The organism is Catenulispora rubra (genome assembly GCF_015356825.1).
In the GTDB taxonomy this organism is placed as follows: Bacteria; Actinomycetota; Actinomycetes; order Streptomycetales; family Catenulisporaceae; genus Catenulispora; species Catenulispora rubra.
Map to the genome: position 1 here is coordinate 1 of NZ_JAACYW010000335.1, position 12,049 is coordinate 12,049.

At 71.3% G+C, this 12,049-nt stretch carries 10 protein-coding genes and 1 pseudogene; all 11 read left to right on the forward strand.

Features of this window, described 5'->3' with window-relative positions; all coding sequences use genetic code 11:
• A pseudogene (locus GWK61_RS47195) lies at positions 1 to 435 on the forward strand (hypothetical protein); the annotation flags it as partial.
• A gap of 75 nt (positions 436 to 510) precedes the next feature.
• Positions 511 to 948: a phage tail protein gene (locus tag GWK61_RS47200; protein WP_194919639.1), complete on the forward strand. Its 438-nt coding sequence runs from the start codon at positions 511 to 513 to the stop codon at positions 946 to 948.
• A gap of 5 nt (positions 949 to 953) precedes the next feature.
• Positions 954 to 1,667, forward strand: a complete 714-nt coding sequence (locus GWK61_RS47205; protein ID WP_194919642.1) for a CIS tube protein — start codon at positions 954 to 956, stop codon at positions 1,665 to 1,667.
• A 7-nt stretch (positions 1,668 to 1,674) separates the two neighbouring features.
• Positions 1,675 to 3,615: a VgrG-related protein gene (locus tag GWK61_RS47210; RefSeq protein WP_194919644.1), complete on the forward strand. Its 1,941-nt coding sequence runs from the start codon at positions 1,675 to 1,677 to the stop codon at positions 3,613 to 3,615.
• Positions 3,616 to 3,716: 101 nt separating this feature from the next.
• Complete coding sequence (locus GWK61_RS47215) at positions 3,717 to 4,151, forward strand: GPW/gp25 family protein (protein ID WP_194919646.1); 435 nt, start codon at positions 3,717 to 3,719, stop codon at positions 4,149 to 4,151.
• Position 4,152: 1 nt separating this feature from the next.
• Positions 4,153 to 6,132, forward strand: a complete 1,980-nt coding sequence (locus GWK61_RS47220) for a putative baseplate assembly protein (RefSeq protein WP_194919648.1) — start codon at positions 4,153 to 4,155, stop codon at positions 6,130 to 6,132.
• Positions 6,129 to 6,668: a phage tail protein gene (locus tag GWK61_RS47225; RefSeq protein ID WP_194919650.1), complete on the forward strand. Its 540-nt coding sequence runs from the start codon at positions 6,129 to 6,131 to the stop codon at positions 6,666 to 6,668. The genes GWK61_RS47220 and GWK61_RS47225 overlap by 4 nt, the downstream gene beginning before the upstream one ends.
• A 19-nt stretch (positions 6,669 to 6,687) precedes the next feature.
• Complete coding sequence (locus tag GWK61_RS47230; RefSeq protein ID WP_194919652.1) at positions 6,688 to 7,962, forward strand: NADase-type glycan-binding domain-containing protein; 1,275 nt, start codon at positions 6,688 to 6,690, stop codon at positions 7,960 to 7,962.
• A gap of 292 nt (positions 7,963 to 8,254) precedes the next feature.
• On the forward strand, positions 8,255 to 8,881 hold the full coding sequence (locus tag GWK61_RS60205) for a helix-turn-helix transcriptional regulator (protein ID WP_323748077.1): 627 nt from the start codon (positions 8,255 to 8,257) through the stop codon (positions 8,879 to 8,881).
• 148 nt (positions 8,882 to 9,029) lie between these two features.
• Complete coding sequence (locus tag GWK61_RS47240; protein ID WP_194919654.1) at positions 9,030 to 9,656, forward strand: Pvc16 family protein; 627 nt, start codon at positions 9,030 to 9,032, stop codon at positions 9,654 to 9,656.
• Positions 9,653 to 11,737: an AAA family ATPase gene (locus GWK61_RS47245; RefSeq protein ID WP_194919657.1), complete on the forward strand. Its 2,085-nt coding sequence runs from the start codon at positions 9,653 to 9,655 to the stop codon at positions 11,735 to 11,737. The genes GWK61_RS47240 and GWK61_RS47245 overlap by 4 nt, the downstream gene beginning before the upstream one ends.
• Positions 11,738 to 12,049 lie beyond the last annotated feature (312 nt).

The window sequence follows — 12,049 nt, forward strand, 5'->3', positions numbered from 1 at the left end:
CCGGTGCAGCGCGTGCCGATGGCCTCCTTCCTCGCCGAGGCCGTCGGCGGCCAGGCGCGCGACACCCGGCAGCGCCTCAACCAAAGCGTCGGGGACCAGGTCGGGGGCTTCACCGACAAGATCGCCGATGTGCGTGACGCCGCCGCGCTCATCCGCGATCCGTCGCAGTTCCGGCAGGTCGTCAAGGAGCGGGGGCTGGAGATGCTCGCCGAGTCCAATCCCGTTGCCGGGACGCTGTTCGGCTACCGCCGTACCGGCCAGGAGTCCGGCTCCGGGGCGCGTGGTGGTGGCTCCGGACGGAACCGGGGCCGTGGCGAACATCAAGAGATGGAACAGCTCGCCGAGAAGCTCGTCGCGCCGTTGGCCCGCCTGCTTCGTACCGAGCTGCGCATGGACCGCGAGCGGACGGGGCGGCTGCGTGATTCAGGACGTTGATACCGCCGCCCCGCCGCCTCTCAAGAGCATCAGCACCCGAAGCACCAGCACCCCGAATAGGGACTGACCGAAACCATGACCACCGCCACCCAGGACCCCGGCTCCAGCCTGTTCTTCAAGCTGACCATCGACGGCCAGGACCTCGGCCTGTTCAACCGTTGCGAGGGCCTGACCGCGGAGGTCGAGGTCTACCAGCACAAGGAGGGCGGCAACAACGGCTACACCACCTACCTCCCGGGCCGGGTCAGCCACGGCAACATCACCCTCGTGCGGCCCCTGACGCCGGACAGCAGCAAGATCGCGGCCTGGATCTCCTCCATCGCCACCGGCATCCAGCGCCCGACCGCGCAGATCGCCGCTTTGCGCGCGGACGGCTCGCTGGTCGTGCAGTGGGGCCTGCTGGACGTCCTGCCGGTCAGCTGGAGCGGCCCGACGCTGGACCCCACCAGCAACACCGTGGCCACCGAGCGGCTGGTCATCGCCCACCACGGCTTCACCGAATCGGGAGCGTGATCCGCATGTCCTCGCAGCCCGGAGTCAGCCTCGTCAAGGCCTCGCTCACCATCAAGGAACCGCCGATCGGCCCGGCGCTGGAGCCCGGCGGCACCATGCGGGAGATCAACTTCCAGTTCAACCCGGAGACGCTGACGCTGGCCAAGAGCGCCAACTGGAGCAGCACGCCGCTGCCCCTGTTCAAGTACGTCAGCATCCCCAGCTTCGGCGGCGCCGATCCCTACACCCTCTCCTTCCAGCTCTTCCTCGACTCCTCCATGACCCCGGCCGGCACCAAGGTCCAGGACGACGTCGAAGCCCTCCTGAAGTGCTGCGAGGTCACCGACCAGTCGATCGCCGCCTTCCAGCCCTCCACGCCGTGGGTCTTCTTCCAGTGGGGCAGCTTCTCAACCGTCAGTTTCAACGCATATGTCCAAAACATCTCTGCCAACTACACGTACTTCGACCCCTCCGGAGTTCCCCTCCGGGCCACCTGTGATCTGACGATCACTCAGATCCCGTCGCTCACCCTGGGTCAGAACCCGACCTCCGGCGCCCTGTCCGCGCACCGCTCGCACCGCGTGCGCGCCGGCGACACGCTGCAGTCGATGGCCTGGTCCGAGTACGGCGACGCCACCGCCTGGCGCACCATCGCCGAGGCCAACGAGATCGACGACCCGATGCGCCTCACCCCCGGCCACGAACTGCTCATCCCCGCTCCCGACCAGGTAAGGCGGTGACGCGAAAGTGAGTTTCGGCTCCTTCTCCTCGGTCCCCAAGGTCGAGATCGGCGGCGCGCTGCCCCGGCTCCTGAAGGCCTCCCTGGACTCCTGCTGGGTCGAGTCCAGCCTCAACGTGCCCTCCACGTTCCACATTGCCTTCAAGGACAAGACCCGCCTGCTGATGTCGATCTACGGGCAGCTGAAGATCGGCGCCCCGGTGACGGTCTTCGCGGTGGCCGGGCTCATCGGCGAGGACCAGCCGCTGATCACCGGCCAGGTCACCGGCATCGAGGCCGACTACTCCGGCGGCGACTTCTACACCGTGATCCGCGGCATGGACCACGCCTTCAAGCTGCTGCGCAAGCGGCGGGTGGCGCTCTACAAGAACATGTCCGCCTCGGACATCGTGCGCCAGGTGGCCGGCGAGCACGGGGTGTCGATCGGCAAGATCGAGTCCACGCCCCCGCCGCCCCGGGACTCGCAGACCTCGCAGCCCAACATCGACGACTGGACCTTCATCCAGGGCCTGGCCGAGCGCGCCGGCAAGGTCGTGTACTTCGACAACATGGGCCTGCTGCACTTCCGGGCCCCGGTCAAGGCCGTGCCGCTGACCGGGATGAGCGCCGCCAGGAGCCCGTACGTGCTCGAATTCGGTGCCAACACCCTGCGCTGCCGCTCCGGCTTCACCGCCGCCGACCAGGTCTCGATGGTCACCTCGCGGGGCTGGAACATGGTCACCAAGCAGACCCTGGTCGGCCGGGCCCCGGCGGTGGAGAACCCCGACGTGCTGGCCGGCCTGATCCCGGGGCAGGTGTCCTCGCCGTTCGGCACCGGCACCCTGGTCGAGACCGGCACCCCCTACGTCAGCCAGACCGAGGCCGACTCCGCGGCCAAGTCCCTGGCCACCGACGTGACCTCGTCCTTCGCAGAGCTCGAAGTCGCGGTCCGCGGCACGCCGGAGCTGCTGCCCGACAAGTCCGTCACCCTGACCAAGGCCGGCACGCCGTTCGACGGCGCCTACACCGTCACCGGCGTCCGGCACCTGTTCGAACACGGCACGTACGAGACCTGGGTCTCGATGACCGGCCGCCAGTTCCGCTCCCTGTACGGCCTGGCCTCCGGCGGTTCCGGCGGCTCCGGAGGCCCGGGCGGACCCGGCGGCACCGGCCACCGCATGAGCGGCGTGGTCAGCGCGATCGTCACCGACATCCACGACCCGCTGCGCATGGGCCGGGTCAAGCTGCGCTTCCCCTGGCTCGACGACGACTACGTCAGCGACTGGGCCCGCACCGTGCAGCACGGCGGCGTCAGCGCCGCAGGCGGCATGGCCCCGACCGTCGGCGGCGCCGGCGGCCACATCCCGGCCGGCTCCCCGGGCTCCGGCGGCTTCATCGGCTACGCCGTCAACGACGAGGTCCTGGTCACCTTCGACCGCGGCGACTTCGACCAGCCCTACGTCCTGGGCGGCCTGTACAACGGCGTGAACAAACCCACCAAGCTCAGCGTTGACGACCTGATCTCCAAGGACGGCATCCCGAACGTGCTGGCCGTCTCCTCCCGGCGAGGCAACCGGCTGGAGCTGCTCGACGACGAGTACGCCATGAACACCGGCGTGAAGCTCCTGACCGACAACGGGGAGCAGAGCGTCCACCTGGACAGAGCGGAGAGCCAGATCTCGGTGAAGAACAACTCCGGCCCGATCACCATCGAGGGCAAAGGCCCGGCCGGCGGCGTCACGATCCGGGCCGGGAGCACCAGCATCACCATGACGCCGGAGGGCACGGTGAGCATCAACGGGGCCACTGTGGTCAGCCTCAGCTCCGACGCCGCGATCTCGCTGAGGGCCCCCGAGATGAACTTCGCCGGCGGCTCGTTCTCGGTGGAGTCCGCCGCGATCACGCTGACCGGCGCCGTCAACATCGTCGGCGACGGCACGATCGAGGGCCAGCAGATTGTGGTGATCTGAGATGCCGCGTCCGAAGGTGAGATCTGAGATGCCGCGTCCGAAGGTGACAGCACTGATCATGAGGGGCGTCATGAGGGGCATCATGAGGGGCCTGATCCGCCATGGGTGAGCGCTTCGTCGGCTCCGGCTGGGGCTTCCCGATGCGCGTGGACGCCGGCGGCCGCATCGGCCTGGTCTCCCACGACCAGGAGATCGAGGAGGCCATGCGCCTGGTCCTGGCCACCGCGCCGGGGGAGCGGCCGATGCGCCCGGAGTTCGGCTGCGCCGTCCACGACCTGGTCTTCGCCCCGGTCAACGACAAGACCGTGGGCCGCATCCAGCACGAGGTGCGCTCCAGCCTGGACCGCTGGGAGCCGCGCATCTCGGTGACCGGCGTCCAGGTCAGTGTGGACCCCGACCGCCCCACCGTGCTCTACATCGACGTGCACTACCAGCTCCGCGGCACCAACAACCCGCGGTCCCTGGTCTTCCCCTTCTACGTCATCCCCGACCACGAAGGACCGGGCACCGCAGCGACAGATACGGAAGCAGCCTGACATGGCTATGCCCTCGCCGAACCTCGACGACCGCCGGTTCCAGCAGTTCGTGGACGACGCCAAGCGGTACGTCCAACAGCGCTGCCCGGAGTGGACGGACCACAACGTGTCCGACCCCGGCGTGACGCTGATCGAGGCCGTGGCCTACATGGCCGACCAGCTGGTCTACCGGCTCAACCGGGTCCCGGACAAGAACTACCTGGCGTTCCTGGACCTGTTGGGCATCAACCGGTTCCCGCCGGCGCCGGCCCGCGCCGAGGTCACCTTCCGGCTGTCCGCGCCGCAGCCGAACACGGTGCTGGTCCCGGGCGGCTCGCAGATCGCGACCCTGCGCACCGAGTCCGAGGAGGCGCTGGTCTTCAGCTCCGCCGAGCCGCTGCGGATCGTGCCGTGCTCGCTGACCGCGGTGGTGGTGCAGAACAACGGCGCCGGCCCCACCGACCGCACCGTGGACGTGCTCGACGGCAAGGACGTGCCGGTGTTCTCCCCGGCCCCCTCGCCCGGCGACGCGCTGTACTTCGGCCTGTCCGCGCCGGTGCCCTCGTGCCTGGCGGTGCTGCGGCTGAGCAGCCAGGTCGACGGCGTCGGCGTGGACCCGCGGCAGCCGCCGCTGGTCTGGGAGGCGTGGTCGGCCGACGGCTGGCTGCCGTGCGAGGTGGACTCCGACGACACCGGCGGTCTGAACCGGCCCGGAGACGTGGCCGTGCACGTCCCGTCCCGGCACATCGTCTCCCGGCTGGCCGGGATCGAGGCGGCGTGGCTGCGCTGCCGCGTGCTGGAACCCCGTGCGGCGCAGCCGTTTTATGCGGTCAGCCCGAGTCTTCGTGGCGCCACCGCGCGCACCATGGGAGGAACGGTCCGGGCTCTGCACTCCGAGGCGGTCCGGGACGAAGAGCTCGGCGAGTCCTCCGGCGTGGCCGGCCAGCGTTTCCGGCTGTCGCGCACGCCGGTCGCGGTGGACGACCCGATGCTCCAGCTCGACACCTCCGACATGTCCGGAGGCGAGGGCTGGCAGCGCTGGGAGCTGGTCGACACCTTCGCCGGCTCCGGGCCCGAGGACCGGCACTTCCAGCTCGACCCGGTGACCGGCGAGATAGCCTTCGGCCCGGCACTGCGGCAGCCCGACGGCAGCGTGCGGCAGTACGGCGCGGTCCCGCTCAAGGGCGTGCGGATCCGGGCCACCGCCTACCGGATCGGCGGCGGCCGGTCCGGCAACGTCGCGCGCGGCGCTCTCAGTGTCCTGCGAACGTCGATCCCTTACGTGTCCAGCGTGGAGAACCGCGAGGCCGCGCGCGGCGGCGTGGACGGCGAGTCGGTGGCCGAGGCGAAGGTACGTGCGCCGATCTCGTTGCGGGCCCAGGACCGCGCGGTCACCGTTCGGGACTACGAAGAGCTCACCCGCCGCGCGGCCCCGGAAGCCGCGCGCATCCACTGCCTGTCGGTCGACGAGCAGACCAAGCTCAACGGCAAGGAGGCCGGGATCGGCGCGGTCCGGCTGCTCGTGGTCCCGCAGGCGGTTCCCGACGTCGGCGGCTTCCTGCGCTTCGAGCAGCTGGTCCCCGGCGACGAACTGCTCAGCCGGATCGCCGCCTACCTGGACGAGCGGCGCCCGATCGGCACCCGGCTGGCCGTCGGCCCGCCGTACTACCAGGGCGTCACGGCCGCGGTGACGCTGCACGCGTTCCGCGGCGCCGAGATCGACCAGGTCCGCACCGGCGCGATCAACGCTCTGTACTCCTACCTCGATCCGCTGACCGGCGGCCCGACCGGCGGGGGCTGGCCGTTCGGCCGCGCGGTCCACTCCGGCGAGCTGTACGCCGTGCTCCAGCGGGTTCCCGGCGTGGAGATGGTCGACGAGGTGCGGCTGCACCCGGCCGACCCGCTGACCGGCAAGCGCGGCGACGCCGCCGAGCGGATCGAGCTGGACCCCTCAGCGCTCGTGTTCTCCTACGATCACCGGGTGAAGGTGGTGGGCGGATGAGGGGCGCGGTCGACGGGCTCGGCAACCCGTTCCCGCTCGGCGAGCAGCTGCCGAGCGTCTACGCCGACGACGACTTCGCGCAGCGGTTCGTCGGCGGCCTGGACGACCTGTTCGCGCCGCTGCTGTCGGTGCTGGACAACATCGCGGCCTACCTGCGGCCCGAGCTCGCGCCGCCGGACTTCGTGTCCTGGCTCGGCGGCTGGGTCGGCGCCGAGCTGTCCGGGGACGAGTCCGACCCCGACCTGCGCGCGGCGGTGTCCGGCGCGGCCGCCATGCACCGGCACCGCGGCACCGTGCACGGCCTGGCCGAGGCGGTCCGGCTCGGCTTCGGCATCGAGCCGCGGATCACCGAGAGCGGCGGCATGTCCTGGTCGGCGCGCCCGCTCGGGCCGCTGCCAGGGGAGCCCGAACCGCGCCTGGAGGTGCGGCTCACCGCCGCGCAGGCCCGCTCGGTCGACCTGGCCCGGCTGCAGGCGCTCGTCGCCTCGGTCCGGCCGGCGCACGTGCCCTGTTCCATCGTCGTCGAAAAATCCTGAAAGGTAGCGTTCCCCGCCGATGTCCACCGATCTCAGTGAGCTGACCTGCCCCGACTGCGGTGCGCGCGACCAGCGGGAGGCCTTCTGCGACAGTTGCGGTGCGGCGCTGACGCGGGCCAGGCCGACTGCCGGGCGGAAAGCCGTGGTTCCGGCGGCGCGCGCCGCCGAGCCCGTCGCGTCGGTCGAGGCCGCCGGGCCTGTCGGGGCCACGGCGCCGGCAACGGCCGCGACAGCCGAGCTCGAACCCGAACTCGAACCGGAACTCGAACCGGAACCGGAACCGGAGCCCGCGCCGCACATCACCGACGAGGCGGACACCGTACCCCTGGTCGAAGTCGCCCGCGCCGCCGCGGAGAAGGCCGAGCAGGCCGAGCGCGAGCAGGCCGAGGCCGAGCGCGCCGAACGTGCCAGAGCCCTGCTGGTCCCGGTCGCCGACCAGAGCGCCCCGAGCGGAATCGTCCCGGTCCTGCCCGGCAAGCCCGAGCCGATCGTCCCGCAGCGCAAGGATTCCGAGCGGCTGGAGGCTCTGGACGCGGGCATCGAATGTCAGTGGTGCGCGACCCGCAACCCGCCGGAGCGGCACTTCTGCCGGCGCTGCGGCCAGCGGCTGGCGTACGCGCCGGTGGAGGCGCGGCGTCCGTCGTGGTGGCGACGGCTGATCTTCTTCTGGCGCAACCGGCCGCTTCCGTACGCCGGCCAGCGGCCCCGGCTGCGGCGCGGTCCGGGCCAGGCGATCCGGCCGGTGGTGTGGACCGCGGTGGGGGTCGTGGTGGTCGTCGTCGTGGTCCAGGAGTACAAGCCCGCCTCCACGAACGTCCGGGACCACTTCGCCAAGCCCAACGAGATCTCCAACTGGACGATCACGGCCTCGAACGAGGACCCGAACCACGCCGCCAAGCTGCTCCACGACACCTACTCCGACACCTGGTGGGGCAGCGGGTTCGCGCCGCAGAACAGCAACGGCACCAGCCTGACGGTGACCTTCACCCAGCCGGTGAACCTGCTGGACATGGGCCTGACGCCGGGTGCCGGCACCGCCGCGGACACCTTCGGCGCGCAGGGCTCGCCGGAGACGGTCGACGCCGTGCTGATCCCCATTCCGGGCAAGGGCGACCCGATCAAGAAGACGTTCACCCTCGACGACCAACCCGGATTCCAGAAGCTCCAGTTGCGCGGCGACGACATCCGGCAAGTGGTGCTCACCATCACCTCGTCGTACCAGCCCACCTCGGCCAACCCCCCGAAGGCGGTGGAGACGGCGATCACGGAGCTGGAGTTCTACACACGCCACTGACCGGTCGCCGCTGAATCAATGCCGGACCAACCCCCTGGCATCCGTGACCGACGGGGCCGCCGAACCGGCCCCGTCACCGTCAACCTCATAATTCTCATCGTCCGGCCCTGAGCCGCTCACGTCCTCCCCGCCTGGCGGTTTTCGATCAAGGCGCGGATGCCGGCGTGGGCGTTCCCGTGTTGTTTCGTTGAGGTGCGTTGGTTTCACCCGCTGTCACGTGATGTCCTTCATGCGGCGGCAGCCGCCGTCCCGGCTTCCCGACCCGGGCCGGAGAAGGTGAGGGGGACCTCCTGTGCGACGCGTCCAGACCGTGGTGATGGCCGCCGATCCGGTGCTCCGCGCCGGGATCGTCAACCTGCTCGAGCACCGTACCGAGGTCGAGCTCCTGGACCAGGACGGCCCCGGCCGCGACCCGCTGATCGTGATGTGCGCCGACGACGCCGGCGAGCTGCTGGCCGCCGGTCCCCAGAACGCGCCGAAGCCCGCGTACACCGTGCTGGTGGTGAGCCGGATGAACAAGGCCCAGCTGCTGGAGGTCGTCGAGCTCGGCGTGACCGCCGTGGTCTGGCGGCGCGAGGCCACCTCCGACCGGCTGGTGCGCGCCGTGCAGCTGGTCGACCGGGGCGCCGGCGACCTGCCGGCCGACCTGCTCGGCGGACTGCTCGGCGAGGTCGGCCGGGCCCGGCGGGCCCGCGGCGCCGGCACCGAGCCGCTGCCGATGGGGCTGTCCAGCCGCGAGGTGGACGTCATCCGCCTGGTGTCCGAAGGCATGGAGACCAAGGAGATAGCGGCGAAGCTGTGCTACTCCGAGCGCACCATCAAGGGCGTGTTGCACGACGTGATGACGCGGCTGGAGCTGCGCAACCGGGCACACGTCGTCGCGCACGCCGCCCGCGAGGGCTACCTGCGCTGGACCTGAGGGCTGTGTGTGCTGCCCCTCCGGACATCGCGCGCTGCCCGGCAGGCCGTCCCCGCGCACCTGGCACGCCCCCGCCGCGGGCGCCGAGGATGAGGTGGCGATGTGTGGCGATGTGCAGACCGGCCAGTGAAGTGGAAGAGAACCGAGCTTGATCCCCGAAATCGACGAGGCGTTGCGCAGCCTGCTGCGATCCTCCCTGCCGGACAAGGGCGTGGAGATCGCCTTCGACGCCCCTACACGGGACTGGGCCGCGCGCCGCAACACGCCGACGGTCGACGCCTACCTCTACGACATCCGCGAAGACCTGACCCGGCGCGAGCGCGGCGTCGTGGCGATCCGTGACGAGCGCGGCATCGTCGTGCGCCGCCGCCAGCCCCCGCGCTACTTCCGCCTGTCCTACCTGGTGACCGCCTGGACCAAGCGTGCCGAGGACGAGCACCGGCTGCTGGCCGTGGTGCTCGGCTGCCTGCTCCTGCACGATTCGCTGCCCATCCCCGAAGGGCCCGGCCAACTCTCCGCCCTGGGATTGCAGATCCCGATGACGCCGGCTACCCCACCGCAGGAGTCCCGCTCCATCGCCGACATCTGGTCGGCCCTCGGCGGCGACCTCAAGCCCTCCCTGGACCTGGTGATCACCGCGCCATACCCGGTGGGCCCCGAGCTCCCGGTCGGGCCCGCGGTCACCGAGGGCGCCGGACTGCGCAGCCACCGGCTCGACGAACCGGAGGCCGAGGCGCCGCTGCGGCTGCGGCGCTACGGGAAGATCCAGCGATGAACGGCGGGATCCCCGCCGACGTCCCCACCGACATCCGCACCGACATTCCCACCGACGCGGCCGCCGCTCACCGCTGCCTGGACCGGCTGGCGGAGCAAGTCAGAGACCTGATCGCGGCACGCTCGGCGCAGGACCCGAGCGCCGACGATCCGCTGCGCGGGCTGCGGCTGTCGGCGGACCACGTCGAATGGCTGCTCGACGCTGATCCGGCGCCCGGAAATGTGGTGGCTCCCAGCGCCGACTGGCCACGGCTGGCGAGGCTGAGCGAGGCGTTCGGCCTCACGGAGTTCGACCTGGCGGTGCTGGTGCTGGCCCTGGCGCCGGACCTCGACCGGGTCTTCGAGTCCTGCTACGGCTACCTAAACGACGACGTGACCCGACGGCGCGCCACCGTCGGTCTGGCGCTCGACCTGTGTGGACACGACGCCTGGGATCCGGCGGCGCGGGCCCGCTTCGGGGCCGGGGCGCCGCTGGTCGAAGGCGGGTTGCTGGAGCTCGAAGACGCCGACCGGCCGCTGCTGTCGCGGGCGTTGCGGGTGCCGGACCGCGTGGTGGCGCACCTGCTCGGCGACGACACTCCCGACGACATCCTGCACGGCCTGATTCAGGCCGCTGATTCTTCTGACACCGGCACCGACACCGGCACCGACACCGGCACCGACGCCGCGACCCTCGCCGAAATCGAACGCCGCCCCGGCCTGGTCGACCTCCTGCGCGCCGGCCCCACCCTGATCCAGCTCCGCGAGCACCGCAAAGGCGGCGCCGACGCGGTCGCCCTGGCCCTGTTCGCCGCCGCCGGCCGTCCCGCGCTTCGCATCACCCTGACAGAACAGGTCCTGGCGCGCGCCGACCAGATCGTCCCCGCGCTGATCCGCGAAGCCCGCCTGCGCCGCGCCGGCCTGGTCGTGTTCCTGCCCGAGCCGGTGGACCCGGGGCCGCTGTGCACCGACCGGGTGCCGATCCTGCTCGTCGGCGAGGTCCGGTACGGATCGGGCGGCTGGCCGGTGCGTCCGCTCGTCGTGGACATCGAGTCCCCGCCCGGCGGGGCACCGGAGTGGATCGCCCGCTGGCGCACCGAGCTCGGCCCGCTCGCCCCCGGCACGGATCTGGCAGCGACCGTGGCGCCGTTCCGCCTCACCGCGACCGGCATCGCCCGAGCTGCCGGCACCGCCCGCGCCCTCGCCGCGCTCGAAGGACGCCAGCCCGACGAGACGCACATCCGCCGCGCCGCGCGACAAGAGAATGCCCGCGGTATGGGACCGGGCGTCCGGCACGTGGAACCCGCCGTCGGCTGGCCCGACCTGGTCCTGCCGGAGACCGAGGGCGCGCGCCTGCGGGAGCTCGTCGACCGGGTCCGCAACCGCGATCGCGTCCTCGGCACCTGGGGCCTGCGCACCGGCGGCGGCCGGGGCCGCGGCGTGGCGGCGTTGTTCGCGGGGGAGTCCGGCACCGGCAAGACCTTCGCGGCCGAGGTGGTGGCCGGCGAGCTGGGCCTGGACCTGTACGTGGTCGAACTCAGTGCCCTGGTCGACAAGTACGTCGGCGAGACCGAGAAGAACCTGGAGCGCCTGTTCGGCGAGGCCGACCGGGTGGACGCGGTCATCCTGTTCGACGAGGCCGACGCGGTCTTCGGCAAGCGCTCGGAGACCAAGGACGCGCACGACCGCTACGCCAACATGGAGAGCGCCTACCTGTTGCAGCGCCTGGAGTCCTTCAACGGCGTCGCCCTGCTCACCACCAACCTGCGCGCCAACATCGACGACGCCTTCACCCGCCGCTTCGACCTGATCGTCGACTTCCCCTTCCCCGACGCCGCGCTGCGCAAGGCCCTGTGGCAGCGCTGCCTGGCCGGTCCGGTCCCGCTGGAGCCCGACGTCGCCGACGGCTCGGCCCTGGCCCCGGTCGCCGACCGCTTCGAGCTCGCCGGCGGCGCGATCCGGGCCGCCGCCACCACCGCGGCGTACCTCGCGGCGGCCGGGGGACGTTCGGTGAGCGCTGAGGACCTGCTCACCGGGGCCCGCCGGGAGTACCGCAAGATGGGCCGGCTGTCGGAGGAGGACCTGGTGGGCCTGGAGTTCTGAGCCGGCTGTCTCAGGACGCGATCGCGCAGAATAAGGGCAGCCTTGCCTCAACCTGAGCCGCCGCGCGCACAAACAGTGCGCGCGGCGCCACGCGGTTAGGGTCGAAGTCGACAAGATGTGCGCATCTGTCGGTCTCGACCGGAAGGAGGCCGCTGTGGCTGCGTCAAGAGGACGTCCCTCGGGGCTCATGCTAATGGTTTTCATCGCCGGTGGACTGTTGATGGTCGGAGCCATCCAGGCCGGGAACGCAATGCTCGTCATCATCACGCTGCTGCTCATGGCCGTGAGCGTGGACAGTTTGCGGCGTCGGTG

Excerpts from the sequence above, each read along its gene's own strand:
- GWK61_RS47245 (WP_194919657.1), top strand. The coding sequence starts at position 9,653 with ATGAACGGCGGGATCCCCGCCGACGTCCCCACCGACATCCGCACCGAC.
- GWK61_RS47200 (WP_194919639.1), top strand. The coding sequence starts at position 511 with ATGACCACCGCCACCCAGGACCCCGGCTCCAGCCTGTTCTTCAAGCTG.
- GWK61_RS47215 (WP_194919646.1), top strand. The coding sequence starts at position 3,717 with ATGGGTGAGCGCTTCGTCGGCTCCGGCTGGGGCTTCCCGATGCGCGTG.
- GWK61_RS47230 (WP_194919652.1), top strand. The coding sequence starts at position 6,688 with ATGTCCACCGATCTCAGTGAGCTGACCTGCCCCGACTGCGGTGCGCGC.
- GWK61_RS47225 (WP_194919650.1), top strand. The coding sequence starts at position 6,129 with ATGAGGGGCGCGGTCGACGGGCTCGGCAACCCGTTCCCGCTCGGCGAG.
- GWK61_RS47220 (WP_194919648.1), top strand. The coding sequence starts at position 4,153 with ATGGCTATGCCCTCGCCGAACCTCGACGACCGCCGGTTCCAGCAGTTC.
- GWK61_RS47205 (WP_194919642.1), top strand. The coding sequence starts at position 954 with ATGTCCTCGCAGCCCGGAGTCAGCCTCGTCAAGGCCTCGCTCACCATC.